The sequence below is a fragment of the Micromonospora sp. NPDC005203 genome (assembly GCF_042872705.1).
GTDB lineage: Bacteria > Actinomycetota > Actinomycetes > Mycobacteriales > Micromonosporaceae > Micromonospora.
In genome coordinates, this window is sequence record NZ_JBIAKV010000018.1 from 28207 (window position 1) to 55067 (window position 26861).

The following is a 26861-nucleotide window of genomic DNA, read 5'->3' on the forward strand; positions in this document are numbered from 1 at the left end:
TTCCTCTGCTTTAGCGGCGGCGGCCGGCACGGCCGCCCTGGGCGGGTCGCCCGGGCACGGCGTGGACGCCCTGCGCCTGCTGGTTCTCCCGCTCGGCGTCCCAGCGGGCGTACGCGTCGACGATCTCCCCCACCAGCCGGTGGCGGACCACGTCGGAGCTGGACAGCTGGGAGAAGTGCACGTCGTCGACGTTTTCCAGGATCTCCCGGACGACCCGCAGGCCGCTGCTGGTCCCACCGGGAAGGTCCACCTGGGTGATGTCACCCGTCACGACGATCTTGGAGTTGAAGCCGAGCCGGGTGAGGAACATCTTCATCTGCTCGGGCGTCGTGTTCTGGGCCTCGTCCAGGATGATGAACGCGTCGGAGAGCGTCCTGCCCCGCATGTAGGCCAGCGGGGCCACCTCGATCGTCCCCTGGGCCATCAGCTTCGGGATCGTCTCCGGGTCGAGCATCTCGTGCAGCGCGTCGTAGAGCGGGCGCAGGTACGGGTCGATCTTGTCGTTGAGCGTGCCGGGCAGGAAGCCCAGTCGCTCACCCGCCTCCACCGCCGGCCGGGTCAGGATGATCCGGTTGACCTGCTTGGCCTGCAACGCCTGGACGGCCTTCGCCATCGCCAGGTAGGTCTTGCCGGTGCCGGCCGGGCCGATGCCGAAGACGATGGTGTGGGTGTCGATCGCGTCGACGTACCGCTTCTGACCGAGCGTCTTGGGACGGATGGTGCGCCCGCGACGGGAGAGGATGTTGAGCGTCAGAACCTCGGCGGGCCGCTCGGCACTGCCCTGCTCGAGCATGCCGACGGTACGCCGGACGGCGTCAGTGGTCAGGGTCTCGCCTTTCTCGATGAGTTCGAGCAGCTCACTGAAGACCCGCTCGGCAAGGGCGTTGTCCGCGGGGTCACCGGTGATGGTGATCTCGTTGCCGCGAACGTGCACGTCACTGTTGACCGAGCGTTCGACGAGTCGGAGGATCTCGTCGCCTGCGCCGAGCAGATCGACCATGATCTTCGAGTCGGGCACGGTGATCCTGGTCTGCACCCGGGGCGGGCCGGGAGGTGGGGTGCCGGTCATAAGGTGGGCCGAAGGGCCCTGCGCACCTGCTCTCGATCTCGGCGCCGGCCCTGCTGGCACGGCGTGCGGACGTTACACCCATCGTATCTGTTCAACGTGGGGCGCATCGCGCCCATTTCCGCTGGCCGCGATCAACTCCCGGCCCGGAAGTCGTACCTGTCGAAGGTCTCCTGGTGACGGGTGAACCGGTACGTCGCCCAGTGCATCCTGACCACCGCCCCGGCCCCGTCCCGGGTCAGCCGCAGCAGCTCGCCGGCCTCCCGACCGGAGACCGTGCGGAACACGTCCGGCCGGTCCGGCAGCGGGGTGAAGATCGCCGGCGGTCGTCCGGCCGGATCACCGACCCCGCGCGCCCGCAGGGTGCCGTCGTGCCAGGAGAAGACGTACTCGGAACCCTCGCCCCACCAGCGGCCGAGCGCACCCCGCAGGGCCGTCGGCGCGGGTGCGCCGGGTCGCCAGGGCTCGATCTCGGCCGGGTCGTGCTCGACCGCCGCCGCGAGCAGCCGGTGCGGTAGGTCGAACAGATCGCCCGCCGTGCCGGACGAGCCGAGCACCGCGGCGCCCATCGCGCCGGCCGTGCCGTCGCCACCGCGGCGGCCGTACACCCCGGCGAGGAACCCGGGCATCGCGCCGTCGTGCCCCACGTGCACCACCCGCTCCCCCTGCGGGACGAGGATCAGCCCGAGCCCGAAGCCCGCGCCCCAGAGCGTCTCGTCGGTGGTGGTCACCGGCCACCGCATCTCGTCCAGGGTGGCCGGGGTGAGGACCGCGCCGGCCGGATCGAGCGCCGCCGGGTCGGCCAGGAACGCCGCCCAGCGGGCCATGTCCGTCGCGGTGCTCCAGAGCTGGGCGGCCGGGCCGACCGCGCCGAAGTCGGTGGGCGGTTCCGGGTGCGCCTCGTCGGAATAGGCGTCGACCAGAAACCCGGTCGCCGCCGTCGGCCGTGGGGTCGCCGTGGTGTCGGCCAGCCCCAGCGGCGTCAGGATCCGCTCGGTGAGCGCCCGCGCCCAGCTTTCGCCCCGGAGCCGGGCGACGAGTTGGCCGAGGACGGCCAGGCCCAGGTTGGAGTAGTGGAACCGACGGCCGGTCGGCAGTACCCGCTCGGCCCGGTCCAACTCCGCGACCAACTGGTCGGCGTCCGGCGCGCGCAGACTGTCCCACACGTCGCCGAACGGCTCGCGTTGCAGGCCGGCGGTGTGCGACAGCAACCGGCGCACGGTCAGCTCGCCGTGTGCGGGGAGGTCCAGGTGCCGGCCCACCGGATCGTCCAGGTCCAGCAGCCCGTCGTCGCGGCACTGGAGGACCAGCACCGCGGTGAACGTCTTGGTGACCGAGCCGATCCGGAACTGGGTGCCCGGCCCCAACGGGCTGTCGGTGCCGGTCGCGCCGACTGTGCAGCTCCAGAGCGGTCGGTCGGCCCGGTGCAGCGCCGCCGACACCGCCGGCACCCGAGCGTCGGCCTGCACCCTGCGGACCAGCCGAGAAAGGCGCTCGTCCATCCGGCTGTCCGGTGCCGGTCCTGCGCTCACGCCACCGCTCCGCTGCGCGGCGTCGGGAAACCGCGCCCGCTCACGCCAGGTTCCGGGCGAGCATCGGGCCGAGCGGCGCACCACCGAGCAGGTGCGCGTGCACGTGGAACACCTCCTGCCCGCCGTACGCGCCGGTGTTGAACATCAGCCGGAACCCGTCGCCGAGCAGGCCCTCGTCCTCGGCCACCGCGGCGGACGTCGCCAGCACGTCGGCGGCCAGCGCCGGGTCGCCCTGGGCGAGCGTGGCGACGTCGGCGTAGTGCTCCTTCGGAATGACCAGGACGTGCACCGGCGCCTTCGGGTCGATGTCCCGGAAGGCGAGGGTGGTCTCGGTCTCCCGGACCACGGTGGCCGGGATCTCCCCGGCGACGATGCGGCAGAACAGGCAGTCGGATCCCATCGGGGCAGTGTAAAGAGCGAAGCGGCGGCCAGGCAGGATGGCCGCCATGACGGATCGGGCGGTACTCGTGACCGGGGCCTCGCGCGGAATCGGCCGGGCGGTGGCGACGGCGTTCGCGGCCGGCGGCGACCGGGTGGCGATCCACCACCGCGACTCCGCCGACGCGGCCGAGGAGCTGCGCGCGCACCTGCCGGGCACCGGACACGTGGTGGTCCGCGCCGACCTCACCGACCCGGACGCGGTACGGGCCATGGTCGACCGGGCCGCCGAGCTGCTCGGCGGGCTGGACGTGCTCGTCAACAACGCCGGGACGTACGGCGACCGGAACGATCCGCACCCGATCTTCGGCACCTCCTACGAACAGTGGCAGGAACGCTGGCGGCGGGTGGTGGAGACCAACCTGACCGGTGCCGGCAACGTCACCTGGAGCGCTGCCCAGCACATGCGCGAGCGCGGCGGTCGGATCGTCAACGTCTCGTCCCGGGGCGCGTTCCGGGGCGAGCCGGAGCAGCCGGCGTACGGGGCGAGCAAGGCGGGGCTGAACGCGCTGGGCCAGTCCCTCGCGGTGGCGCTCGCGCCGTACGGCATCACGGTCGCCACGGTCGCGCCGGGCTTCGTGGCGACCGACATGACCACCGAGCACCTGCGCGGCGAGCACGGCGCCGCCATCCGGGCGCAGAGCCCGTTCGACCGGGTGGCCGAGCCGGCGGAGATCGCCGCCGCCGTGCACTGGCTGGCCTCGCCGCAGGCCGAGTGGGCCTCCGGCACGATCGTCGACCTCAACGGCGCCTCCTACCTGCGCAGCTGACCCGGGCGGCCGCGGTAAATCACCCGGCCCAGAAGGTGGCGGGCGGCACGATGACGGGTAAGTCTTGCCGGCATGGGTGACTCCGCGCTGCTGGACCTTTCCGCCGACTACCGGGTGGTCGATGGCCACGATGACGATCCGGTGCTGCTGCGCCCCGACGGCACCCCCGTCGAGACCTGGCGGGAGGACTACCCGTACGACGAGCGGATGGACCGCGACGAGTACGACCGCGACAAGCGACTGCTCCAGATCGAGCTGCTCAAGCTCCAGAACTGGATCAAGGAGTCCGGCGAGCGTCTGGTGATCGTCTTCGAGGGTCGCGACGCGGCCGGCAAGGGCGGCACCATCAAACGGTTCATGGAGCACCTCAACCCGCGTGGGGCGTCGGTGGTGGCGCTCGCCAAGCCGGACGAGCGGGAAGCCGCCCAGTGGTACTTCCAGCGGTGGCTGGCGCACCTGCCGGCGGCCGGTGAGATCGTGCTGTTCGACCGTTCCTGGTACAACCGGGCCGGCGTCGAGCGGGTGATGGGCTTCTGCTCCCGCAAGGAGTACCTGGAGTTCCTGCGGCAGGCCCCGGAGTTGGAGCGGATGCTGGTGCGCTCGGGCATCCGGTTGGTCAAGTTCTGGTTCTCCGTCTCCCAGAACGAGCAGCGCACCCGGTTCGCGATCCGCCAGGTGGATCCGGTGCGCCAGTGGAAGCTGTCCCCGATGGACATCGCCTCACTGGACCGGTGGGACGAGTACACCGAGGCCAAGGAGGCGATGTTCTTCTGGACCGACACGGCCGACGCGCCGTGGACGGTGGTGAAGAGCAACGACAAGAAGCGCGCCCGGCTGGAGGCGATGCGCCACGTGCTGCACCGCTTCGACTACGCCGGCAAGGACCCCGAGGTGGTCGGCACACCGGACCCGCAGATCATCGGCCCGGCGGGGCTGGACCTGGGGCCGGAGGAAGAGGTGGTGCCGGTCTTTCCCCGCCCCTGACGGACGGCGGCGACGGTCACCAGCGGCCGAGGCGGGTGGCGAGCACGCTGAGCGCCGCCACCCCGGCGGTCGAGGTCCGCAGGACGGCCGGCCCGAGCCGCACGACTCGCCCGCCCGCCTCGCGGAACGCGGTCAGCTCGGCCGGGGCGATGCCGCCCTCGGGGCCGACGACCAGCACGATCTCACCGCCGGGCGGCAGCTCGGCGGTGGCGAGCCGCTCCTCGGCCTCCTCGTGCAGCACGAACCCGGCGGCAGCACCGGCGATCCGGCGGGCGACGGTGGCGGTGGACTCGTCCGGCGCGCCGGCCACCACGGGCAGCCACGGCCGGCGGGCCTGCTTGGCGGCCTCCCGAGCGGTGGCCACCCACTTCTCCCGCGCCCGTACGCCCCGGTCGCCACGCCACTGGGTCACCGAGCGCGACGCCGCCCAGGGCACGATCTCGTCCACCCCGACCTCGGTCATCGCCTGTACCGCCAGCTCACCCCGGTCGCCCTTGGCGATGCCCTGCACCACGACGATCCGGGGGACCGGCGCGTCCGCGTACCCCCGGGAGGTGATGGCGACCTCCAGGCTGCCCCGGCCGACGGCGGTGACCACGGCGGCGGCCGTGCCGCCCCGACCGTCGGCGAGCAGCAGTTCCTCGCCGACCCGCAGCCGCTGCACGGTGGCGGCGTGGTGCCCCTCCGGGCCGTCCAGGGTCACCGCGTCACCGGTGGGCAGCGCCTCGACCAGGAACAGCGGCGCGGACACCTCAGGCGTGCCCGTTGAACGCGTCGCGCATGCGCGAGAAGAAGCCGCCCTGCTTGGATAACTCGGCGACCTCCTCACCACGGGTCTTGGCGAAGTCGCGCAGCATCTTTTCCTGGTCGGGGTCGAGCTTGGTCGGGGTCCGCACGTCGAGGTGCACGTAGAGGTCGCCTCGGCCGGTGCCGCGCAGATGTGGCACGCCCCGGGCGCGCAGTCGCAGCGTGCTGGCCGGTTGGGTGCCGGCCTTGACGTCGACCGTCTCCTCGCTGTCCAGGGTCTTGATGGTCAGGCGGGTGCCGAGCGCCGCAGCGGTCATCGGCACGGTGACCCGGCAGTGCAGGTCGTCGCCCTTGCGGGAGTAGACGTCGTGCGGACGCTCGTGGATCTCCACGTAGAGGTCACCGGCGGTGCCGCCGCCCGGGCCGACCTCGCCCTGCTGGGCCAGCCGGATCCGCATGCCGTCCTCGACACCGGCCGGAATCTTGACGGTCAGCGAACGGCGGGTGCGCACCCGGCCGTCGCCGGCGCAGGTGGGGCAGGGGTGCGGGATGGTGGTGCCGTAGCCCTGGCACACCGTGCACGGCCGGGCGGAGACCACCTGGCCGAGGAAGGTGCGCTGCACCGACTGCACCTCACCCCGGCCGGCGCACGCCTCACAGGTCGCCAGGTGGGTGCCGGCGGCCGTGCCGGCGCCGGAGCAGGTGGTGCAGAGCACAGCGGTGTCGACGGTGATCGGGGCCTCGACGCCGAACGCCGTCTCGTGCAGGTCCAGTTCGAGGCGCAGGATCGCGTCGGCACCCGGGCGGGTCCGGGGACGGGGACCGCGCGCCCCACCGGCCGCGCCACCGAAGAACGCGTCCATGATGTCCTGGAAACCGACGAACGGACCGGCACCACCGGGGCCACCCGGGCCGCCGGCGCCACCGCCGCCCGGGGCGAGTGGGTCGCCACCCAGGTCGACGATCTGCCGCTTCCGGTCGTCCGAGAGGACCTCGTACGCGGCGTTGATGTCCTTGAACTTCTCCTGAGCCTCCGGGTCCGGATTGACGTCCGGGTGGAACTGGCGCGCCAACTTGCGGTAGGCGCGCTTGATCTCGTCATCGGAGGCTTCCCGGCTCACACCGAGAATGCCGTAGTAGTCCCTGGCCACTGCGTTCCGTGTCCTCATGTTCGTCTCGCGTTGTGCCGGTCGGCGGCCGCAGCCGGCCGCATCGGCCCTGACCAATCAGTTCTGGGCCAGCAACTCGCCCACGTAGCGTGCCACGGCGCGCACCGTGGCGATGTTGCCGGGGTAGTCCATCCGGGTGGGACCCAGCACCCCGAGGCCGCCGACGATCGTGGCGCCCGGGCCGTACCCGGTGCTGACCACCGAGGCGGCCCGCAGGTTGTCGAACTCGTTCTCGTCACCGATCAGCACCCGGGTCGTGCTCGGCTCGGTCTCACCGATGAGTTTGAGGAGCACGACCTCCTCCTCCAGCGCCTCCAGGATCGGCCGCAGCGAACCCTGGAAGTCGAGCAGGCCACCCCGGGTGAGGTTGGCGGTGCCGGCCAGCGCGATGCGTTCCTCGTGCCGCTCGACAAGCGTCTCCAGGAGCACCGTGGCGAGCGTGGTCATCGCCGGACGCAGCTCGGACGGCACCTCCTCGACGAGCGCCTGCACCAGCGGTGGCGTGTCGGACAGCCGCGCGCCGGTGAGCTTTTCGTTTACCAGCCGGCGCAGGTCGGTGACGTTGTCGGCGGGCACCGGCCCGGGCAGCTCCACCAGCCGCTGCTCCACGCGCCCGGTGTCGGCGATCATGACGAGCGTCAGCCGGGTGGTGGAGATCGGCACCAGCTCCAGGTGCCGAACCGAGGAGCGGGCCAGGCTCGGATACTGCACGACGGCCACCTGCCGGGTCAGCTGGGCGAGCAGCCGGACTGTGCGGTGCACCACGTCGTCGAGGTCGACCGCGCCGACCAGGAAGCGCTCGATCGCCCGACGTTCGGCCGGGCTGAGCGGCTTGACCCGGGACAACCGGTCGACGAAGAGCCGATAGCCGCGGTCGGTGGGCACCCGGCCGGCACTTGTGTGCGGCTGCCGGATGTAGCCCTCCTCCTCCAGCACGGCCATGTCGTTGCGGACCGTGGCCGGGGAGACCCCGAGCTGGTGCCGCTCGACCAGCGCCTTGCTGCCGACGGGCTCCTGGGTGGAGACGTAGTCCTCGACGATCGCGCGGAGCACAGCGAGTTTCCGGTCGTCGAGACCCATCCTCCGCACCTCCTGTCGCACGTCGGCCGCCGGCGCCGTGGCCCCGGTCGGGCCGCCCTGGCACTCGACTGTAACGAGTGCCAGTCTACGTCGGCGTACCCGCCAGCGCGATGATCAACGGCCGCCCACTGGTGCGGCGTTGCCACGGACCCCTACCGTGACACCCATGACTGAACCTCCTCGCCCTCCCGGCGCGGGTGACCCCGGCAACTACCCGCCGGAGCCGACCTCTCCCAGCTCGTACCCGTCGGCCGAGCCACCCACCGCACCACTGTCCGGGGCGCCTGGCCCGGGCGGCTATCCCCCGGCCGGTGGCTATCCGCCGCCCACCGGTGACCAACCGCCGTCGGGCGGCTACCCCCCGTCCGGTGGCTACCCGCCGGCCGGTGGCTACCCGCCGCCTGGTGGCTACCCCGCTGGCGGATATCCGACCGGCGGCCCCGGTAACGGCTTTGCCAGTAACGAGGACAAGACCTGGGCGCTCGTCGCGCACTTCGGCGGTGCCGCCGGGATGATCCTCAGCGGCGGGGTGCTGGGCTGGATCGGCCCGCTGGTGGCGCTGCTGGCCCGCGGCAACCAGTCCCCGACGGTGCGGGCGCACGCCGCGGCGGCGCTCAACTTCCAGCTCATCTGGTCGGTCGTCGGCCTGATCGGCTGGGTGCTGTCCTGCATCCTGATCGGCTTCATCGGGGTCGGGGCGGCCATCATTCTCGGCGCCGTGTTCGGCATCATCGCCGGCATCAAGGCCAACGAGGGCCAGCTCTACCGCTACCCACTCTCGGCCAGCTTCATCAAGTGACCCGCTCCGGCCGCTCCCCCGGCCGGTCGGTGCCCCGCTGCCCCGCTCCGGGGCGGCGGGGCTGGCTCAGGGCAGCAGGTCGCGCACGACCGCGTCGGCGAGCAGCCGCCCGCGCAGGGTGAGCACCGCCCGGCCGGCCGCGTACTCGTCGGCGGCCAGCAGGCCGCCGGCCAGCGCCCGCTCGGCGCCGGCCCGCCCGGTGGCGTCGAGCACCGCCAACGGCAGGCCGCTGGCGAGCCGCAGCCGGAGCATCACGTCCTCCATGTGCGTCTCGTCGGCCGTGAGCACCTCCCGGGCCAGGCCGGGAGACGCGCCTGCGGCCAGCCGCTGGGCGTACGCCGTGGGGTGTTTGACGTTCCACCAGCGCACCCCGCCGACGTGGCTGTGCGCCCCCGGCCCCAGCCCCCACCAGTCCGCGCCGGTCCAGTAGAGCAGGTTGTGCCGACACCGGGCGTCGTCGGTGCGCGCCCAGTTGGAGACCTCGTACCAGGAGAGCCCGGCCGCGTCGAGCGCGGCCTCCGCGGCCAGGTAGCGGTCGGCGGCCACGTCGTCACTGGGGTACGCCAGCTCGCCGCGCCGCATCCGGGCCGCGAGCCGGGTGCCGTCCTCGACAATCAGGGCGTACGCGCTGACGTGGTCCACCCCGGCGGCCACGACCTGCTCCAGTGAGGCGGCGAAGTCCTCGGGCCGTTCCCCCGGGGTCCCGTAGATCAGATCCAGGTTGACGTGCTCGAACCCGGCGTCGCGGGCCTCCAGGGCGGCGGCGGTGGCGCGGCCGGCGCTGTGTCTGCGGTCCAGGATCGCCAGCACCCCCGGGGAGGCGGACTGCATGCCCAGCGAGACCCGGGTGTAGCCGGCGGATCGCAGCAGCTTCAACGACTCCGGGGTCACCGACTCCGGGTTGGCCTCGGTGCTCACCTCGGCGTCGGCGGCCAGCCCCCAGGTGCGGTCGATGCCGTCGAGGATGCGGGCCAGGTCGTCGGCGGGGAGCAGGGTGGGCGTGCCGCCGCCCACGAAGACGGTGTCGACCCGGGGCGGCGGATTGTCGCCGAGCACCCGGGCGGCGAGCGCCAACTCGGCCAGGACGGTGTCGGCGTACCCCTCGCGGCTGGCACCGCCACCCAGCTCGGACGCGGTGTAGGTGTTGAAGTCGCAGTAGCCGCAGCGGCTGGCGCAGAACGGCACGTGCACATAGACGCCGAAGCCGCGCGCGCCGATCGCCGTGGTGGCGGTGGCGGGCAGCGATCCGTCGACGGGGACGGTCTCACCATCTGGAAGAACGCCGGGCATGGCAACTAGTGTGCCCGGCATGACCTCTCCCGACGTCCTCGTGCGGGTCGCCACGGCCCGTGGGGTGACCACCCTCACCCTGGACAGCCCACGCAACCGCAACGCGCTCTCCACCGCCCTGATGGCCCAGTTGCTGGCCGGGCTGGGCGACGCGGTCGCCGACGAGACGGTCCGGGTGATCGTGCTGGACCACACCGGCCCGGTGTTCTGCTCGGGCGCGGATCTGAAGGAGACCGCTGCCGCGTACGCCAGCGGCACGGTGCCCGCCGGGATGCTGGGTGACGTGCTGGCGGCGCTCTGGGAGTGCCCGAAGCCGGTGCTGGCCCGGGTGGGCGGGCCGGCCCGGGCCGGTGGGCTGGGCCTGATCGCCGCCGCCGATCTGGCGGTCTGCGCCGACGAGGCGACGTTCGCGTTCACCGAGGTGCGGATCGGGGTGATCCCGGCGGTGATCTCGGCGACCGTACTGCCTCGGCTGCACGCCCGGGCCGCCGCCGAGCTGTATCTGACCGGAGACACCTTCGACGGCCGGCGGGCCGCCGAGATCGGCCTGGTCACGGCCAGCGTGCCGGCAGACAAGCTGGACGACGCGGTGCGGCGGTACTGCGACTCGCTGGTGCGCGGCGCGCCCGGCGCGGTGGCCGGCGCGAAGGAGCTACTGCGCCGGCCGAGCACCGCCGAGCTGCGTGGCGAGCTGGCCCGGCTGTCCGCCCTGTCGACCGAGTACTTCCTGTCCGACGAGGGACGCGAGGGGGTCACGGCCTTCCGCGACAAACGTTTGACTCGATGGGTGACCGCTCTGGACGGCGGTTCCGGTGATCATGCCGGGTAGAACCGGGGGCGCCGGGAGCACGCCGGGTAGGCATGGTTGTCCGCGCGCCCTTTGCTCTGCTTCAACCGGCGCACCGCTGACGGCGTCTGAATGTTGCGTCCGTTGGAGCAGAGCAAAGGGCCTGGACGACCGGGACGCCCCCCTATGGGATGCGGCGTCCCGGCGTCCCGGTCGGGTCACCAGGCGGTCGCGCCGCCGTCGACCGGGTAGTTCGCCCCGGTGATGTACGACGCCCGGTCGGAGGCCAGGAACACCACAAGCTCGGCGACCTCCTCGGGTTGAGCGAACCGCTTGAGCAGCGTCTTGCCGGTGATCGCGTCTCGCGCCGCCTGGTTGTCACCCAGGTCGCGCTCACTCGCCGGGCTGATGATCGGCCCCGGGCTGACCGCCACCGCGCGGATCCCGTGCGGCGCGCCTTCGAGCGCGAGCTGTCGGGTCAGGCCGATGACGCCGGCGTTGGCGGCGGTGTGACCCACCATCGGAGGGACGTGACCGGCGATCAGGCCGGCCATGGAGGCGGCGTTGATGATGACGCCACCGCCCCGCTGGACCAGGTGCGGCCAGGCGAACTTCGACACGAAGTACGGAATGTCCAGTTCGCCGATGATGGTGTACCGCCAGTCCTCGACGGAGAAGTCCGGCATTGGGCCGAAGCGGAGCGCGGCCGCGTTGTTGTAGACCACGTCGAGCCCGCCGTAGGCAGCGGCGGCCTCCTCGACGAACTCTCGCACCTGTTCCGGATCGCTGAGGTCGACCGGCGCGATGCCGGTCATCTCACCGCCGGCGGCACGGACGAGTTCGACCGTCTCGTCGTTGCCGGCGACCTGAATGTCGGCTCCGACGACCTTCGCGCCCTCCCGCGCGAAGATCTGTGCGGCGACGCGTCCCAGACCGCCGCCGGTGCCGGTGACGAGCACAACCTTGCCGTCGAGCGTTCCCATGGAACTCCTCCTTGCTCCGTGACCCGGCTCGGTCGCATCACGTACCACCGGACGGGCCAGCGATTGACATGTCAACCGTAGTAACTCCTTGACCGGTCAACCACTTCCCTGCTCGGTCGGGGCGGTGACGCGCGCGACAGGCCGGCGGCCGAGACGCCGGGCGCCCCGCCACCTGGCCAGCGACAACCGGCACCACACGCTTCGATTGTCGTTGAGTCAGGGTGGGCGGGAGAGCCATCCGGGCAGGTGAGACCGCGCCCGCAGCGGGAATGTGCTCGATCGGTTCGCGGCGGCGGAGCCGACCCCGAACCGGGACGGAGCCGCCGAGCCGGCCTCGAACCCGCTCGGACGGTCCGTTCGGCGCGACGGGGACGTACGCTTGGCAGACTTGTCGATCTGGGGGTGTGGGTGCGAACTCGGGCAGCCGTTGCGGGTGGAGTGGTCCTCATCCTCGTCGCCGTGATCGCGATCTGGCTCGTCGTACGGCAGGTCGGGGGCGGTCTACAGCTGCCGCTGTCGGCACGCAAGTGCACCGTGCAGGCCGACGGCCGGGTCGCCCTGGACGCCGACCAGATGGCCAACGCGGCCACCATCGCGGCGATCGGCGCCCAGCGCGGCATGCCCGAGCGGGCCGTCGTGGTCGCGCTGGCCACGGCGTACCAGGAGTCCGGGCTGCGCAACCTCGCCGACGGCGACCGCGACTCGGTCGGGCTCTTCCAGCAGCGACCGAGCCAGGGCTGGGGCACCCCGGCGCAGATCCGCGACCCGCGCTACGCGGCCAACCGGTTTTACGCGGCGCTCAAGAAGGTCCGCGGCTGGGAGAAGATGCGGGTCACCGACGCCGCCCAGCGGGTGCAGCGCTCGGCCTTCCCGGAGGCCTACCAGAAGTGGGCCGACGACTCCGAGGTGCTCAGCCGGGCACTGATGGGCGATGCCACCGGCGCGGTCGCCTGCACGGTGGGGCGTACCCCGGTGATGCACGGGGCTGCGGCGGCCACCCAGCTCACCCGCAACCTCGTGCTGGACTGGGGGTTGAAGGGTCTGGACCCGAACGACCCGACCGGCCTGACGGTGACTGCGGGTGATCAGCGCGATGGCTGGCGGTACGCGCACTGGCTGGTCTCACACGCCCAGGACCACGGGGTGAAGCGGGTCCGCTTCGGCGACCTGGAGTGGACCGCCCGGGGCGGCACCTGGGGTCGGGTGGACGGGCAGCAGAACTCCGCCGGCCAGGTGGTGGCCGAGGTGTTCGACGAGGGCTGACCGGCCCCGGATCTCTTAACCGGCAGTCACCGCACAATCGGACAAAAACTAATAGAAGCCTCTCTCGATCACGAAGATCTCACTGTGTGCAGCCCTCCCGCTGCGGGGGGTTCCGGCTGGGTCCCCCGCACGCAACACGCCCTCCCCGAGGCCTTGGCCACCGCGTTACGATCGGCGGCCTGTGCCAGAAAAGGTTTCACCTCATGGGGAGGGGTACGACGCGGTGTTCGATTACGGCGACCGGACCGGTTACGAACCGATCAGCGACACTGACCGCAAGGAGTTCCACGAGCAGGGCTTCCTCCTGCTGCGCAACGTCCTGACGGAGGACCACCGGGCGGCGCTGGAGGCGGCTGTCGACCGCGTCTACGCGGAGGAGCAGGCCAAGGGCACCACCAAGAAGGACGGCACCCTGCACCTGCTGGGATTCCTGGAGCGCGACGAGCTCTTCGGTGAGCTGCTCACCCACCCGGTCGCCTTCCCGTACATGTGGGGGCTGGCCGGCTGGAACATCTACACCCACCACAACCACCTGGACGTCACCCCGCCGGCCGCCGAGCCGGAGAAGCCGTACTGGGGTTGGCACCAGGACGGGTACCGGCAGAACTCCGACCCGGAGACGATGGACCCGAACCTGCCCCGGCCGATGTTCTCGCTGAAGGTCGCGTACGTGCTGTCGGACCTCTCCGAGACCGGCCGCGGCGCCACCAAGGTCATCCCGGGCAGCCACCTGAAGAACTCGCTGCCCCGGCCGGCGGACCTCACCGTCCAGAACCCCGACCCGGAGGGCACGGTGGAGATCACCGCCAACCCGGGCGACGCCTTCATCTTCGACCGCCGGCAGTGGCACTCGCGCTCGACGAACCTGTCGACCATCACCCGCAAGATGCTCTTCGTCGGCTACACCTACCGGTGGATCCGTCCGCTGGACGAACTGCACCCCGACGTGAACGGCGAGTGGTACCGCAACCGCACCCCCGTGCAGCGCCAGCTGATCGGTGAGGGCACCCACACCGCCAACTACTGGGGCATCAACTGGGACGGGTACGTCGACGACGAGATCCCGCTGCGCAAGGAGCTCAAGGAGCGCGGTCTGCTCGACCGCAACGTCCCCTGGCTCCGCTGATCCGCTGCTCGTAGAACGGCCCTCTGCCACCGCTGCGCCACGGCAGAGGGCCGTTCCGTGTCCGCGGGGACCCGACCGCTCGGACCGAGCCCGTTCCCGACCACCGGAGACCACACTGTCGGTAGCGTGGCGGGTGCGCAGGTCGGGGCGCCCCCGCCGGAGGGCGCGGGGTGGCACAGGAGGCAGTCGCAGTGACGTCCGCTCCGCTCCCCCGGATCCTCCGCCGCCGGGGCGAGCAGGCGTACCCGACCTTCCTGGAACTCTTCTTCGACCTGGTCTACATCTTCATGTTCTCCCGGCTCGCCGCCAGCCTGGCCGCCGACCTCACCGTCCGGGGTGCGCTACAGACGGCCGTTCTGCTGCTGGCCGCCTGGTGGGTCTGGGTGCTGACCGCGTGGCTCACCGACCTGTTCAACCCCCGGCTGCCGATCATCCAGGCGACCGCCCTGCTGGTCATGCTCGGCACCCTGCTGATGGCCATCGCCACGCCGTACGCCTTCGGTCGGTACGGGTGGCTGTTCGTCGCCGCGTACTTCGGCATCCACCTGGTCCGGGACGCCGTCCTGATCCCCGGCACCCGGGTGAACCGCCCGATCCAGGCCCGGAGCATCCGGGTGTTCTTCTGGTTCGGCATCACCGTGGCGCCGTGGGTGGCCGGCGTGTTCGTGGACGAGACGGCTCGACTGGTGCTCTGGTCGCTCGCGGTGGTGGTCGACCTCGGCTCGGCCCGGTTCGGCTGGCCGACACCGAGGCTGGGGCGCACCGAACTCGCCAGCCAGATCTTCACCGGGATGCACCTCACCGAGCGGCACCGGGCGATCTTCATCGTCGCGCTCGGCGAGTTGATCCTGAGCACCGGCATGGGGCTGGCCGACAGCGGGTTCACGGCCGGCCGGGTGGCCACCTGCGCGGTCGCGTTCGTCAGCGGGGTCCTGCTGTTCCAGCTCTACTTCCAACGGGTCCAGCGGATCCTGGCCCCACCCAGCGTCGCGACTGTGGAGCGGGTCCGCCCCGGCACCTCCACCTCGTACAGCCACCTGGTGGTGGTGGCCGGGGTGGTGTTGGTGTCGACCGGCACCTCGCTGGTCATTGATCGGCCGTTCGGTTCCGCCCCGGTCGCGTTGATGGCCGCCATCCTCGGCGGACCGGCCCTGTTCCTGCTCGGCACCGTGCTGTTCGATGCCGTGGTGACCGGCCGGACCCTCTGGTCCCGGGTGCTGGCGATCGTGGTGCTGTGCGCCCTGCTGGCGCCCGCCACACTTCTGCTCCCGCCCCTGGCCGCCCTGGTGCTGGCGAACCTGGTGTTGCTGCTCACCCTGCTCGGGGAGGGGCTGGCCGCGCGACACCATCCGGTCCGGGCCGCCGCGCCATGATGTGGGGCGGCGTGTTCACCCCAGCATCGGCGGTGCCGGCGCCCGCGCGTGCCGGCGGGTACTCACCAGGTTCGCCACCGCGATCAGGAGCAGCACCGTCATGGCGAGCAGCGCGACCGTGATCGGCGGCAACAGGGGTGTGGTCGGTGCCAGGCACGCCAGCAGCACCACACCGGCCAGCCGGGACCGGGAGATCCGTCCGAAGACGGTGAAGTCGAGGACGCCCCGGCCGAGCAGATAGAACGCGGGGCTGCCGAGGATGACCGCCGCCCAGGCGGGCGGGGTCTCGCCCAGCGGGCGGCTCACCACAAGGTGGCTGGTGACCGCCGCGCCGACGATTCCGGCCACCATGATCAGGTGGGTGGCCGCCGCGGACTGGGTGAGCAGCGCCGGGTTCGTCGATCGGGCGATCGCGTCGGTCAGCAGCTCACCGGCACGGTAGATGTAGATCCGCCACATCAACACGACGGTGGCGAACACGACGAGCAGCGCCCAGCCACGCTCCAGCGTGTACTCGCTCGCGCTGAAGGTCGTGCCGGTGACGAAGATCGAGACACCGAGCGCGACGATGACGAACTGCCGGTACCGCTCGGCCACCCGGGCGCCGACCAGCCGCCAGTCACGTGCTCGGGACCGACCGATCCGGGGCACCGGCCAGCCGAACACGGCTGCGGAATACTCGACGACGACAGTGAGCGCCCAGATCGCCAACTGCCCCGAACCGCCGACGAGCGCCCCACCGATCCAGCCGATGCCGGCGATGCCCTCCCAGATCTGGATCCGGATGCTGCGACGCGGAGGTCTCCTGATCGAGACGACCACGACGTAGTAGGCCGAGGAGCTGAGGTGGATCACCACGTACGTGGTCGCGAAGGGCAATCCACGATCGCCGTACGCGTCGGCCGCGAGCGCGGCCAACAGCAGACTGGCCGACGCCACCCAGATGAACTGCCCCTGACCGGACGGGCGGGTCAGGTCGACGCTGTCCGCCCCCCAGACGGTCAGCGCCCAGATCATCGTGAACGCGAGCAGCAGCACCACCGTCTCGGCGAGGCCGGTCCAGCTGAGGTTGTCGGCCAGTACGGTCGCCAGGGTGACAAGCGCGAAGACGTAGACGAGGTCGAAGAAGAGTTCCAGGAAGGCCGGACGCTCCAGGCCCGGATCGGGGGGTGACGCCGCCGTGGCATCGCTGTCCGTCGCCGTCGACATCGCGCTCCACCCGGCCCCCCGCAGCACGCCCCCGGTAGGGACAATACGGGCAACCGTCGGCCCCGTCCTCAGGTTCTCGCCGGCGGCCAGCCAGCCCGGAGCGGACTGTCGCGTGTCGTCGGGACCCCGCGTTCAGCCGCGGGAGGCGAGGCGGCGGCGGACCCTCTCCCGGATCGGTTCCGGCAGGTCCTCCGCTTCGAGCAGCCGGGGCAGCAGGTCCGGCTCCAGGCTGGTGGCCCGGAACACCTCGCCGATCGTCACACCGTGCGCGGGCCGCTCCACCACCTCGACCGGGTCACCCGGGCCGACCTCGCCCTCGCGCAGCACCCGTAGGTAGGCGCCGGGCATCGCCCGCGCGGTGAACCGCTTGATCAGATCCGGTACACCCCAGAACCCCGCGAAGGTCGTGCAGGGCGTCCGCGGCTTGGTGACCTGGAGCAGGGCAGAACCGACCTGCCACTGCTCGCCGATCACCGCGCCGGTCACATCGACCGCGTAGGTGGACAGGTTCTCCCCGAAACCACCGGGCCGTATGTCGCGGCCCAACTCGGCCGCCCACCAGGCGGCGTCCTCCTCCGCATAGGCGTAGACCGCCTGGTCAGGACCACCGTGATGGGCTCGCTCGCCGATGAAGTCACCGACCACCCCGTCGGCGCGGACCAGCACCGGGCCGTCCACCGGCCGCTTGTCGATGCCGCTGCGACCGCTCGCGTCGCCGGCCCACTGCGCCTCGGTCACGATGCCGAGGTTCATCGCTGCCACCCTGCCCGTCATGACCGTCAGCCTAACGATGCGTCGATACCGGTGAGCACCACCGCACCCCCGAAGAGGAAGTGCTCTCCTGTTCGCCATGAACAGGCCGGCTGCCCGCAGGTAGCCGGCTACCTGCGGGCCGGCTACCTGCGGGCCGGCTACCTGCGGGCCGGTCACCTGCGGGCCGGCTACCTGCGGGCCGGTCACCTGCGGGCCGGTCAGCCCTTGACGGCGCCGGCCACCAGACCGGAGACCATCCGCCGCTGCACCAGCAGGAAGAAGATGATGACCGGCAGGGTGAACAGGGTGGACGCGGCCATCACCGGACCCCAGTTGGTGTCGTCGCGGCCGAAGAAGAACGTCATCGCCACCGGCAGCGTGTAGCTCCCCTGGTCGTTGATGAACGTCAACGCGAAGATCAGCTCGTTCCACGCCGTGATGAAGGAGAAGATGCTGGTGGCGACCAGGCCGGGCGCGACAAGCGGGAAGAGGATCCGCCGGAACATCTGGGCCCGGCTCGCCCCGTCGATGGCCGCCGCCTCCTCCAGTTCCTTGGGCACCGCGGCGACGAAGCCGCGCAGCATCCAGACCGCGAACGGCAGCGAGAAACCGAGGTACGTGAGGATCAGGCTGGGGAGGGTGTTGTAGAGCCCCAGCCGTTGGATCATCAGGAACAGCGGGATGACCAACGCCTCCAGCGGAATCATCTGCACCACCAGCAGCATGATCAGGAAGCTGGTCCGCAGCTTGAAGCGGAACCGCGCCACCGCGGTCGCGGCCAGCAACGCGACCAGGCCACTGAGCACCACCGTGGAGACCGCGACGAGCGCGCTGTTGAGGAAGAAGTCGAAGAAGCTCACGCCGGGGATCAGGTTGCCGGTCAGGATCTCCCGGTAGTGCGCCAGCGTCGGGTGGGTCGGCACCGGCTGCGGGGTGGCCGAGAAGATCTCGTTGCTGGGCTTCAGCGAGGTCGAGATCATCCAGTAGACCGGGAACGCCGCGAAGAGCGCGACCAGCAGCCCGGTGGCGTTGAGGGCTACCTTCTTCACGACTCGTCCTCCTGCCTGAGCACCATCCGTACGTAGAAGCCGGTCACCACGAGCAGGATCAGCGTGAGGATCACCGCGACGGCCGCGCCGAGTCCGTACTTCGGCGGCGGGGAGAAGGCTTCGGCGTACGAGTAGATGGCGAGCATGAACGTCGGCCGGTCCTGGGTGCCGCCGGCCAGGACGAACTGCTGGGTGAACACCTTGAAGTCCCAGATGGTGGAGAGCACGATCAGGATCCCGAAGACCGGCCGCAGCAGCGGGAAGGTGATCTTCCAGAAGACCCGCCACGGGCTGGCGCCGTCCACCCGGGCCGCCTCGTGCAGCTCACTCGGCACGCTCTTCAGACCGGCCAGCACACTCACCGCGATGAACGGGAACGAGTGCCAGACCACCACCAGGGTGAGGATGGCGAAGAAGAGCAGCGGCGAGTTGAACCAGCCGTAGCCGGTCCAGTCACTGCGACCGAACAGGCTGTCGGAGAGCCCGTCGGGCAACGCGTTGAACAGCCACGTGACGAGGCCGCTCGTGTCGTCGAAGATCCATTTCCAGACGATGGTGCCGGTCAGTGCCGGCGTGGCCCAGGCCAGCATCACGCAACTGGCCACAAAGGTCGCCATCTTGCGGCCGAGCCGGTTGAGCAGCAGCCCGACAAGCGTGCCGAGGACCATCGTGAGCAGCACGTTCGCCGCGGCGAACAGGACCGTGTTGCGCAGCACGGTCAGGAAGAACGGATCGGACAGGATGTCGGCGTAGTTGCCCAGCCCCACCCACGGCCACTCCCGGTCGCCGCGCAGTTGCCGGACGCTGTTCAGGCGGTAGAAGGACATCACCACCACCTGGCCGAGCGGCCAGAGCAGCAGCACCCCGATGATCACCAGTGCGGGCAGGAGCAGCAGGTAGGGCAGGCGGTCCACCCGGCGACGCCGCCGCGCGGGGGTCTCCCGCGCGGCAGCCGTCTCCGGGCTTGTTGTCTGTGCGCTCACTTGGCGTTGAGGACGCTTTCCATCTCACCGGCCGCGTCGGCGGTAGCCTTCTCGACCGTCTTCTGACCCTTCATGACCGAGCTGTTCATCGCCTGGGTCACCGTCTTGGTACGGCTGACCTCGACCCACTTCGGGGTGAGCGGCGTGAGCTTGGTGTTCTGCATGGTGGTGGCGAACGCCGCCATCACCTTGTCGTTGGCGTACGTGTCACTGGCGACCAGATCCTTGTAGACCGGGAAGAAGCCGAGGCTGCTCGCGAAGCTCTGCGAGTTCTTCTTGTTCAGCAGCACGGTCAGGTAGTCCCAGGCCAGGTCCTGCCGCTCGCTGTCCTTCCAGATCGCCACGTCCGAACCACCGGCGAACCCGGGCGCCGCCTTGCCGTCCGGGCCGGGGATCGGGAACGTACCCCAGACCTTCTCGATCTCGGGGTTGTCCTTCTTGATGGCGCCCTGCTGCCAACTGCCGGCGAACGCCATCGCGGCCTTGCCGGTGGCGAACTGCGTGCGCGCGTCGATCTCGTTCCAGCCTGCCGCCGCCGGCGGGGCCACCTTGTGCACGGTCACCAGGTCGGTCCAGAACTTGACCGCCCGCTGCGCCTCCGGCGTGGTGTAACCGGACTTCCAGGTGCCGCCCTGGTTGCTGGCGATCTCGCCGCCGGCACCCCAGAGGAAGGAGTAGAAGGGCAGCTCGGAGTTGCCCGGCAGAGCGATGCCGTAGGTGCCCTTCTTCTTCGCCTGCACGGCCTTTGCCACGGTGACCAGGTCGTCCCAGGTCTTCGGGGGCTGTACGCCGGCCTCGGCGAACCAGTCGGTGCGGTAGTAGATCGCGCGCACACCCGCGTACCAGGGCACGCCGTACTGCTTGCCGTCGAGTTGGGCATTGCGCACCAGGTCGGGAAGCAGGTCCTTGCCGTCGGCCCAGCCGCCCATCCGAGGGCTGACGTCGGCGAGGGCCTCCTGGGCAGCCCACCCCTGCGTCTCGGTGTTGCCCAGCTCGGTGATGTCCGGTCCCTCACCACCGGCGAGCGCGGCCTGGAACTTCTTGGGCGCTTCGAGCCAGGGAATGTACTGCACCACCACGTCGGTGTCGGGGTGCTTCTGGCGGAACTCGGTCTCGACGGAATCGAGGAAGGCGTTCTGCGCGTCGCCGCCCTCGCCCATCATCCAGACCGTGAGCTTGCTGTCGTCGGCCGCGTCCTCACCGGAACCCCCGCAGCCGGTCAGCACCATCGCGGCCGAGGCCACCATGGCGGTGACCGGGGCCAACCGCTTCCACCTGTTCACGCCACTTCTCCCCTCACGCCGCCTGGAACTAACCTTCTCCGCCGCACCCTAGTACGAAGAATTCCTTTACGACAGTGGGCAGGACTGATCGAAGCGAGGCGACGGTATCGCAGCGGCCCGACGACCGATGCTCTGACATCGGGCTGAAGTCGGGCACATGGCACGAAAAAGCGCCCGGCTCTGGGCCGGGCGCTCCTTCAGTCGCGCTGTCCTAGCGTGGCGCAGTGGCGCCAGGTGTTGCCAGGTCGTTATCGGGTGACGCGGCGGCGGCCACCCACACCGGCCACCAACGCGACCGCGATCGCGGCCACCACGACCTGCACCAGCAGCTCGGCCCAGTCGATGCCGCTCGTCTCGGTCGCGATGCCGATGGCCCGCGCCAGAACGGTGCCCAGCAGGGCCGCGCCAACACCAATCAGCAGGTGCAACCAGATCGGCATGTTCTGCCGGCCCGGAACAACCAGGCGGCCCAGCGCGCCGACGATGAGACCAACAACGATCGCAGTGATGATGCCCCACACGGTGAGCTCCACGGCCACCCTCCTTCAAAAGAATGTTCGACACACAAGGTGTGCTTCCTGTCGTGACCACTAATTGCCCGACCCAACGAAAATCCAAACCGACTTAGCCCACCAGACGATCTCGACTTGGTTGACAGGCACACGTTCCACCGCGCACCCCGCCACCCCACCCACGAGCCGGGGCCGCCAGGCCGCCAGGCCCGCAGCGCCGCCAAGCCGCCGGCCACCAAGCCGCCAAGCCCGCAGCGCCGTCAGGCTCCCCCGCAGCCCGGGCCGCAGCGCCGCCAGGCCGCCGGCCACCAAGCCGCCAGGCCCGCAGCGCCGTCAGGCTCCCCCGCAGCCGGGGCCGCCGGCCGCCAGGCCGCCTGCCGCCGGCCTCGCAGGGCCGCTAGGCCCCCGCCCCCCGGACACAGAGCGGCCAGTCCGGGCCCCGCAACCGACGGCCGAATTGCGCCTGGAGCCGCGAAGCCGCGTGATCCACTCGGTTTGCTTGATCTCGCGGCATCACACCCACCGGGACACCCCGACATCACGGAAACCGAGTGGATCTCCGCGATCCCACACGCCAGGGACGCCCGGCGAGGCGCCGGCGACGCTTGGCGGACGCCACGGTTGGGCGGCCACAACAGAAACGGCGCGACGACCGGCCACCACAACAGCACGACACCGACGGACCGACGACCGACCACCACAACAGCACGACACCGACGGACCGACGACCGACCACCGCAACGGCAGACGCCGATGGGCGCCCAGCCTGTTGGCCGGGCGCCCATCGGAGATGCTGCGTAATACGTGGGGTGGTGCTGGTGTTACCGGGTTACGCGGCGGCGGCCACCCACACCGGCCACCAACGCGACCGCGATCGCGGCCACCACGACCTGCACCAGCAGCTCGGCCCAGTCGATGCCGCTCGTCTCGGTCGCGATGCCGATGGCCCGCGCCAGAACGGTGCCCAGCAGGGCCGCGCCAACACCAATCAGCAGGTGCAACCAGATCGGCATGTTCTGCCGGCCCGGAACAACCAGGCGGCCCAGCGCGCCGACGATGAGACCAACAACGATCGCAGTGATGATGCCCCACACGGTGAGCTCCACGGCCACCCTCCTTCAAAAGAATGTTCGACACACAAGGTGTGCTTCCTGTCGTGACCACTAATTGCCCGACCCAACGAAAGCCCAAACCGACTCACCTCAAGAGACAGCGCCAGTCGTCTATGTCCCGGAGCTGCGTCGGTTGGCGTGGAGCCGCGTCCACACAGGTGGGAGCCCGTTTCGTCGACCCGGGCGCCCTACGACGACGGCCAGAAAAATTTCCGCCCCGGCGGTCACAGCACCGCACCCGGCGCTCCAAGGGGCGACCACCAGACCCCCGAGGCGGCAACCGGAACGGCACTCCCAACGTGGCCGGAGAGACGAGACAGGCCCTCACACCGCAGCGGAGGACGCCACCGAACACGAACGCGCCCGGGCGCACAGGGCACCCGGGCACGTACGAAGCGCGACCTACTTCTTTCCGGCGGCCTTGCCGTCGCCGGAGTCGGAGGAGAGGGCGGCGATGAAGGCCTCCTGCGGCACCTCGACGCGGCCGACCATCTTCATCCGCTTCTTGCCTTCCTTCTGCTTTTCCAGCAGTTTGCGCTTACGGCTGATGTCACCGCCGTAGCACTTGGCGAGCACGTCCTTGCGGATCGCCCGGATGGTCTCCCGAGCGATGACCCGGCTGCCGATGGCCGCCTGGATCGGCACCTCGAACTGCTGGCGCGGGATCAGTGTACGAAGCTTGGCGGCGATGCCGACGCCGTAGTTGTACGCCTTGTCCTTGTGCACGATGGCGCTGAACGCGTCCACCGGCTCGCCGTGCAGCAGGATGTCCACCTTCACCAGGTCGGACGCCTGCTCGCCGGAGGGCTCGTAGTCGAGCGAGGCGTAGCCCTTGGTGCGGCTCTTCAACTGGTCGAAGAAGTCGTAGATGATCTCCGCGAGGGGCAGTGTGTAGCGCAGCTCCACCCGGTCGGCGGACAGGTAGTCCATGCCCAGCAGGGTGCCGCGGCGGCCCTGGCAGAGCTCCATCACCGCGCCCACGTAGTCGTTGGGCGTCAGCACGGTGGCCCGCACGACCGGCTCGTACACCTCGGCGATCTTGCCGGTGGGGTACTCGCTCGGGTTGGTGACGACGATCTCCTCGCCGTCGTCGGTGATCGCCCGGTACACCACGTTGGGCGCGGTGGAGATCAGGTCGAGGTTGTACTCGCGCTCCAGCCGCTCCCGGATGATCTCCAGGTGGAGCAGGCCGAGGAAGCCGCAGCGGAAGCCGAACCCGAGCGCGCCGGAGGTCTCCGGCTCGTAGTCCAGGGCGGCGTCGTTGAGCTTGAGCTTGTCCAGTGCCTCACGCAGGTTGGGGTAGTCGGACCCGTCGATCGGGTAGAGCCCGGAGTAGACCATCGGCTTCGGGTCCTTGTAGCCACCCAGTGCCTCGGCCGCCGGCCGGCTGTTGATGGTGACCGTGTCGCCGACGCGGGACTGCCGGACGTCCTTCACACCGGTGATCAGGTAGCCGACCTCGCCGACGCCGAGCGCCTCGGCCTTGACCATCTCGGGCGAGATGACGCCGATCTCCAGCAGCTCGTGCACCGCGCCGGTGGACATCATCTTGATCCGGTCCCGGGCGCTGATCCGGCCGTCGATGACCCGGACGTACGTGACGACGCCGCGGTAGACGTCGTACACCGAATCGAAGATCATCGCCCGGGCGGGCGCCTCGGCGTCACCGACCGGTGGGATGAACTGCCGGACGATCTCGTCGAGCAGGTACGGCACACCCTCGCCGGTCTTGCCGGAAACCCGGATGCAGTCGGCGGGGTCGCCGCCGATCAGGTGAGCCAGCTCCTCGGCGTACTTCTCCGGCTGGGCGGCCGGCAGGTCGATCTTGTTGAGCACCGGGATGATGCGCAGGTCGTTTTCCAGCGCCAGGTAGAGGTTGGCCAGGGTCTGCGCCTCGATGCCCTGCGCCGCGTCGACAAGCAGCACGGCGCCCTCGCAGGCGGCCAGCGACCGGGACACCTCGTAGGTGAAGTCGACGTGCCCCGGGGTGTCGATCATGTTGAGCACCGCGTGCTCGCCGGCCCGCTCACCCTCGCGGATGGTCCACGGCATGCGGACGGCCTGGCTCTTGATCGTGATGCCGCGCTCGCGCTCGATGTCCATCCGGTCCAGGTACTGGGCGCGCATCTGCCGGGGGTCGACCACACCGGTGAGCTGCAGCATCCGGTCGGCCAGGGTCGACTTTCCGTGGTCGATGTGGGCGATGATGCCGAAGTTCCGGATGCGACCGGGGTCGGTGGAACCAGGAGCATTCGCGCCGGGATCGAGCTTCGGTGGCACAGCGGTCCGTTCTGGTCGGCTGACGTGAACAGGCCGGCGCGCCGCCGACCCCCTCTATGTTCCCACGCCGCCGGGGTCCGCCCGCTGCGCGGGCGACGGATCGGCCCGTGGCCCTCACTCCAGCGGCGGCTCGACGAAGAGCGCGGCGAGTCGCGGCAACCGGCGACGCGCCTCCTCCTCGTCGTCGAAGTCCCAGAAGTCGTTGAGGTCCGGCGTCCGCACCGGGTCGCGGTCCGCCGGCAACTCGGTCGCGGTGGCCTTGCGGTACGCGTCCCAGGGCACCGACAGCATCCGCTCGGCGGAGAACTCCTCGCCGCTGAGCGAGGCCGCCCGCACCTGGGGCAGTTCGGCCAGGGAGTCCGGTTCGGTGACCGCCCGGGCGAAGACCGCCCGGCCCTGGGTCATCAGCCAGCCCCGGAAGTGCTCGAAGCCGTCGGCCGAGGCACCACCGTTGATCAGGTACGCCGCGCCCCACAGGTCAGCCTTGTGCGAGGCGGCCAGCACCCGCGTCTGGTGCCGGGCGTACCCGACGATGTCCTCCGGATCGCGCGCGGCGAGCAGCGCGACGGCCCGCGCGGCGACCGGCCCGGGTTCTCCCCCACCGCCAGCCCGCGCCTCGTCGATCAGCTGCCAGAAGTCCTCGGTCCTCATGGGTTGGCAGTCTGGCAGTGTCGCCGCGCGTCGCGCACGTACCCCGGGGCAGCATGGTGTGGTGTCCCCTCCCTCGCTGCCGCCGGTGCCCTACCACGCGAGTGCGCTGCGCCCGTCGTGGCCGACGCTGCCGGCGGCGCTGCGGGCCGCGGTCGCCGACCGCCTCGGCGCGCCGGTCGTCACCGCCCGGGTCGCGGGCGCGGGCTTCACCCGCGGCTTCGCCGCGGTGCTCGACACCGCCGACGGTGGCCGGGCCTTCGTGAAGGCGGCACCCGCCGCCGAGCAACCGCATCTGGTCGACTGGTACGCCCGAGAGGCCGCGATCCTGGACCGGCTGCCGGCCGACCTGCCGGCGCCCCGCGCCCGGTGGACGCTGTCGGCGGCGGGCTGGTTCGTGCTGTGCACCGACGCCGTCGACGGGCACACCCCGCACCTGCCCTGGGTGCCCGCCGAATTGGACGCGACCCTCGCCGGGTACGCCGAGGTCGCCGCCGCCCTGGCCGACCCGCCGGCCGAGCTGACCGCGCTCGGCCTTCCGCACCTGGCCGACCTGGCCCGCTCGGACATCCTCTGGTGGGAGGAGGTCGCCACCGGGCGCGAGCCGACCCCACCACTGCCCGCCTCCGCACTCGGCCGGCTGCCCGAACTCGTCGCGCTGGAGTCCCGCCTCCCTTGGTACGCCGCCGGGGCGACCGGCCTGATCCACGGCGACCTGCGGGTCGACAACGTGCTGATCGGCGCGGACGGCCGAGCCTGGTTCTGCGACTGGACCTGGGTCTGCTCCGGGCCGGCCTGGTTCGACCTGGCCGGGCTGCTGCTCACCGCGTACGCCAGCGGTCTGGACGCGGACCGACTCTTCGCCACGCACCCGGCGGCGGTGGGTGCGCCCCCGGACGCGCTGGACGCGACACTGGCCGCGTTGGCCGGCTACTACCTCACCGGCGCCGCGGCGGCACCCCCGACCGCCTCGCCGCACCTACCCGCCCACCAGCGGTGGAGCGGTGAGCAGTCCCTCGACTGGCTGGCCCACCGGCAGGGCTGGCGGTGAGCCGTCGCGACGGCTGGGGCGTAGGCTGATCCCCGACGGGCCAGGTCCGTCCGCACGAGGACCGGGCCGTTTTGGCTCGTCCCCGGGCGACCTGGTAACCTGGTTCTTCGCGCAGCGATGACGCATGTTCGTCATCACGCGCATAAGCTGACCAACCCGAGCTATCAAGACGAGGCTGTCGCGTGGCGAACATCAAGTCCCAGATCAAGCGCAACCGGCAGAACGAGAAGGCCCGGCTGCGCAACAAGTCGGTCAAGTCGTCGCTGAAGACCGCCGTCCGGAAGTTCAACGAGGCTGCCGAGGCCGGTGACGTCGAGAAGGCCACCGCGCTCATGCTGGACGCCTCTCGTAAGCTGGACAAGGCCGTCAGCAAGGGCGTGATCCACTCCAACCAGGCCGCGAACCGCAAGTCCGCGATCGCAAAGCGCGTGGTGTCGCTCTCCGCCTGACGACTTCATCGTCAGACTGATTCGGAAAGCCCCGGGCATCTGCCCGGGGCTTCCGTGTGTCTGCAGACCGGCGCTCGCTCCGACGCCGGCCGCTCAGTCTGACGTCGGTTCGACCTGACAGGGTC

26 protein-coding genes are annotated in these 26861 nt (G+C 70.8%); 9 read left to right on the forward strand and 17 right to left on the reverse strand.

All coding sequences use genetic code 11. From position 1 onward, the window contains the following. Positions 1-10 precede the first annotated feature (10 nt). The 3 genes from ACFYPM_RS28975 to ACFYPM_RS28985 form a co-directional block, all read right to left on the reverse strand. Positions 11-1069, reverse strand: a complete 1059-nt coding sequence (locus ACFYPM_RS28975) for a PhoH family protein (protein ID WP_357244492.1) — start codon at positions 1067-1069, stop codon at positions 11-13. A gap of 131 nt (positions 1070-1200) precedes the next feature. After that, the gene (locus tag ACFYPM_RS28980; RefSeq protein WP_387203666.1) at positions 1201-2568 is read right to left on the reverse strand and encodes a serine hydrolase domain-containing protein; all 1368 of its coding nucleotides are present in this window, start codon (positions 2566-2568) and stop codon (positions 1201-1203) included. Between the two features lie 70 nt (positions 2569-2638). Then, positions 2639-2998, reverse strand: coding sequence for a histidine triad nucleotide-binding protein (locus tag ACFYPM_RS28985; RefSeq protein ID WP_238678505.1), 360 nt, complete (start codon positions 2996-2998; stop codon positions 2639-2641). A 46-nt stretch (positions 2999-3044) separates the two neighbouring features. Here ACFYPM_RS28985 and ACFYPM_RS28990 point away from each other — a divergent pair, with 46 nt between their 5' ends. Both ACFYPM_RS28990 and ppk2 read left to right on the forward strand, forming a co-directional pair. Next, on the forward strand, positions 3045-3806 hold the full coding sequence (locus ACFYPM_RS28990; protein WP_387203493.1) for an SDR family NAD(P)-dependent oxidoreductase: 762 nt from the start codon (positions 3045-3047) through the stop codon (positions 3804-3806). Between the two features lie 72 nt (positions 3807-3878). After that, a complete protein-coding gene (gene ppk2 / locus ACFYPM_RS28995; protein WP_387203497.1) occupies positions 3879-4790 on the forward strand; it encodes a polyphosphate kinase 2 in 912 nt (303 codons plus the stop codon). A gap of 16 nt (positions 4791-4806) precedes the next feature. On the opposite strand, the gene ACFYPM_RS29000 is transcribed toward ppk2, so the two are convergent. The 3 genes from ACFYPM_RS29000 to hrcA form a co-directional block, all read right to left on the reverse strand. After that, positions 4807-5541: a 16S rRNA (uracil(1498)-N(3))-methyltransferase gene (locus ACFYPM_RS29000; protein ID WP_387203499.1), complete on the reverse strand. Its 735-nt coding sequence runs from the start codon at positions 5539-5541 to the stop codon at positions 4807-4809. A gap of 1 nt (position 5542) precedes the next feature. After that, positions 5543-6688, reverse strand: coding sequence for a molecular chaperone DnaJ (gene dnaJ / locus ACFYPM_RS29005; RefSeq protein ID WP_172862226.1), 1146 nt, complete (start codon positions 6686-6688; stop codon positions 5543-5545). Positions 6689-6763: 75 nt separating this feature from the next. Continuing rightward, the gene (gene hrcA / locus ACFYPM_RS29010) at positions 6764-7786 is read right to left on the reverse strand and encodes a heat-inducible transcriptional repressor HrcA (protein WP_387203502.1); all 1023 of its coding nucleotides are present in this window, start codon (positions 7784-7786) and stop codon (positions 6764-6766) included. 166 nt (positions 7787-7952) lie between these two features. Between hrcA and ACFYPM_RS29015 the strand changes: the two genes are divergently transcribed. Continuing rightward, positions 7953-8585 carry a DUF4870 domain-containing protein gene (locus ACFYPM_RS29015; protein ID WP_387203505.1) on the forward strand — a complete coding sequence of 211 codons (633 nt, stop codon included), beginning with the start codon at positions 7953-7955 and terminating at the stop codon, positions 8583-8585. 66 nt (positions 8586-8651) lie between these two features. On the opposite strand, the gene hemW is transcribed toward ACFYPM_RS29015, so the two are convergent. Continuing rightward, positions 8652-9875 carry a radical SAM family heme chaperone HemW gene (gene hemW, locus ACFYPM_RS29020; protein ID WP_387203508.1) on the reverse strand — a complete coding sequence of 408 codons (1224 nt, stop codon included), beginning with the start codon at positions 9873-9875 and terminating at the stop codon, positions 8652-8654. Between the two features lie 19 nt (positions 9876-9894). Here hemW and ACFYPM_RS29025 point away from each other — a divergent pair, with 19 nt between their 5' ends. Then, a complete protein-coding gene (locus tag ACFYPM_RS29025; protein WP_387203511.1) occupies positions 9895-10704 on the forward strand; it encodes an enoyl-CoA hydratase-related protein in 810 nt (269 codons plus the stop codon). Positions 10705-10880: 176 nt separating this feature from the next. Here ACFYPM_RS29025 and ACFYPM_RS29030 read toward each other — a convergent pair whose 3' ends face one another. Further along, entirely contained in the window at positions 10881-11645 is a 765-nt protein-coding gene (locus ACFYPM_RS29030) for an SDR family NAD(P)-dependent oxidoreductase (RefSeq protein ID WP_387203514.1), read from the reverse strand. 402 nt (positions 11646-12047) lie between these two features. Here ACFYPM_RS29030 and ACFYPM_RS29035 point away from each other — a divergent pair, with 402 nt between their 5' ends. The 3 genes from ACFYPM_RS29035 (at position 12048) to ACFYPM_RS29045 (ending at position 15407) form a co-directional block, all read left to right on the forward strand. Further along, positions 12048-12908: a hypothetical protein gene (locus ACFYPM_RS29035; RefSeq protein WP_357378462.1), complete on the forward strand. Its 861-nt coding sequence runs from the start codon at positions 12048-12050 to the stop codon at positions 12906-12908. Between the two features lie 223 nt (positions 12909-13131). Further along, complete coding sequence (locus ACFYPM_RS29040) at positions 13132-14034, forward strand: phytanoyl-CoA dioxygenase family protein (RefSeq protein ID WP_387203517.1); 903 nt, start codon at positions 13132-13134, stop codon at positions 14032-14034. A 191-nt stretch (positions 14035-14225) separates the two neighbouring features. Next, the gene (locus tag ACFYPM_RS29045) at positions 14226-15407 is read left to right on the forward strand and encodes a low temperature requirement protein A (RefSeq protein WP_387203520.1); all 1182 of its coding nucleotides are present in this window, start codon (positions 14226-14228) and stop codon (positions 15405-15407) included. Positions 15408-15422: 15 nt separating this feature from the next. Here the strand turns inward: ACFYPM_RS29045 and ACFYPM_RS29050 are convergent, their stop codons facing one another. The 9 genes from ACFYPM_RS29050 to ACFYPM_RS29090 form a co-directional block, all read right to left on the reverse strand. Further along, on the reverse strand, positions 15423-16616 hold the full coding sequence (locus ACFYPM_RS29050) for a low temperature requirement protein A (RefSeq protein WP_387203524.1): 1194 nt from the start codon (positions 16614-16616) through the stop codon (positions 15423-15425). 132 nt (positions 16617-16748) lie between these two features. Further along, positions 16749-17390 carry an MOSC domain-containing protein gene (locus tag ACFYPM_RS29055; RefSeq protein WP_387203527.1) on the reverse strand — a complete coding sequence of 214 codons (642 nt, stop codon included), beginning with the start codon at positions 17388-17390 and terminating at the stop codon, positions 16749-16751. A gap of 197 nt (positions 17391-17587) precedes the next feature. Further along, positions 17588-18418, reverse strand: coding sequence for a carbohydrate ABC transporter permease (locus ACFYPM_RS29060; protein WP_387203530.1), 831 nt, complete (start codon positions 18416-18418; stop codon positions 17588-17590). Continuing rightward, entirely contained in the window at positions 18415-19401 is a 987-nt protein-coding gene (locus tag ACFYPM_RS29065) for a carbohydrate ABC transporter permease (protein WP_387203533.1), read from the reverse strand. The genes ACFYPM_RS29060 and ACFYPM_RS29065 overlap by 4 nt, the downstream gene beginning before the upstream one ends. Next, complete coding sequence (locus ACFYPM_RS29070; RefSeq protein ID WP_387203535.1) at positions 19398-20684, reverse strand: sugar ABC transporter substrate-binding protein; 1287 nt, start codon at positions 20682-20684, stop codon at positions 19398-19400. The genes ACFYPM_RS29065 and ACFYPM_RS29070 overlap by 4 nt, the downstream gene beginning before the upstream one ends. Before the next feature lie 248 nt (positions 20685-20932). Next, positions 20933-21217 (reverse strand): GlsB/YeaQ/YmgE family stress response membrane protein, encoded by a 285-nt coding sequence (locus tag ACFYPM_RS29075; protein ID WP_099857898.1) that lies wholly within the window; start codon positions 21215-21217, stop codon positions 20933-20935. Between the two features lie 800 nt (positions 21218-22017). Continuing rightward, a complete protein-coding gene (locus ACFYPM_RS29080) occupies positions 22018-22302 on the reverse strand; it encodes a GlsB/YeaQ/YmgE family stress response membrane protein (RefSeq protein ID WP_099857898.1) in 285 nt (94 codons plus the stop codon). A 408-nt stretch (positions 22303-22710) separates the two neighbouring features. Further along, positions 22711-24588, reverse strand: a complete 1878-nt coding sequence (gene lepA, locus ACFYPM_RS29085; protein ID WP_387203539.1) for a translation elongation factor 4 — start codon at positions 24586-24588, stop codon at positions 22711-22713. A 114-nt stretch (positions 24589-24702) separates the two neighbouring features. Next, the gene (locus ACFYPM_RS29090; RefSeq protein ID WP_387203542.1) at positions 24703-25239 is read right to left on the reverse strand and encodes a DUF4240 domain-containing protein; all 537 of its coding nucleotides are present in this window, start codon (positions 25237-25239) and stop codon (positions 24703-24705) included. Between the two features lie 61 nt (positions 25240-25300). On the opposite strand from ACFYPM_RS29090, the gene ACFYPM_RS29095 reads away from it, so the two are divergent. Together ACFYPM_RS29095 and rpsT are read left to right on the forward strand one after the other, a co-directional pair. Beyond that, the gene (locus tag ACFYPM_RS29095) at positions 25301-26287 is read left to right on the forward strand and encodes a phosphotransferase family protein (RefSeq protein WP_387203545.1); all 987 of its coding nucleotides are present in this window, start codon (positions 25301-25303) and stop codon (positions 26285-26287) included. Between the two features lie 182 nt (positions 26288-26469). Beyond that, the gene (gene rpsT / locus ACFYPM_RS29100) at positions 26470-26736 is read left to right on the forward strand and encodes a 30S ribosomal protein S20 (RefSeq protein WP_357244411.1); all 267 of its coding nucleotides are present in this window, start codon (positions 26470-26472) and stop codon (positions 26734-26736) included. Positions 26737-26861: the final 125 nt, after the last annotated feature.

Coding starts and splice junctions, on each gene's coding strand:
- ACFYPM_RS28990 (WP_387203493.1), top strand. CDS start 3,045: ATGACGGATCGGGCGGTACTCGTGACCGGGGCCTCGCGCGGAATCGGC.
- ACFYPM_RS29025 (WP_387203511.1), top strand. CDS start 9,895: ATGACCTCTCCCGACGTCCTCGTGCGGGTCGCCACGGCCCGTGGGGTG.
- ACFYPM_RS28985 (WP_238678505.1), bottom strand. CDS start 2,998: ATGGGATCCGACTGCCTGTTCTGCCGCATCGTCGCCGGGGAGATCCCG.
- ACFYPM_RS29015 (WP_387203505.1), top strand. CDS start 7,953: ATGACTGAACCTCCTCGCCCTCCCGGCGCGGGTGACCCCGGCAACTAC.
- ACFYPM_RS28975 (WP_357244492.1), bottom strand. CDS start 1,069: ATGACCGGCACCCCACCTCCCGGCCCGCCCCGGGTGCAGACCAGGATC.
- ACFYPM_RS29055 (WP_387203527.1), bottom strand. CDS start 17,390: ATGACGGGCAGGGTGGCAGCGATGAACCTCGGCATCGTGACCGAGGCG.
- hemW (WP_387203508.1), bottom strand. CDS start 9,875: ATGCCCGGCGTTCTTCCAGATGGTGAGACCGTCCCCGTCGACGGATCG.
- ACFYPM_RS29090 (WP_387203542.1), bottom strand. CDS start 25,239: ATGAGGACCGAGGACTTCTGGCAGCTGATCGACGAGGCGCGGGCTGGC.
- ppk2 (WP_387203497.1), top strand. CDS start 3,879: ATGGGTGACTCCGCGCTGCTGGACCTTTCCGCCGACTACCGGGTGGTC.
- ACFYPM_RS28980 (WP_387203666.1), bottom strand. CDS start 2,568: ATGGACGAGCGCCTTTCTCGGCTGGTCCGCAGGGTGCAGGCCGACGCT.
- hrcA (WP_387203502.1), bottom strand. CDS start 7,786: ATGGGTCTCGACGACCGGAAACTCGCTGTGCTCCGCGCGATCGTCGAG.
- ACFYPM_RS29050 (WP_387203524.1), bottom strand. CDS start 16,616: ATGTCGACGGCGACGGACAGCGATGCCACGGCGGCGTCACCCCCCGAT.
- ACFYPM_RS29030 (WP_387203514.1), bottom strand. CDS start 11,645: ATGGGAACGCTCGACGGCAAGGTTGTGCTCGTCACCGGCACCGGCGGC.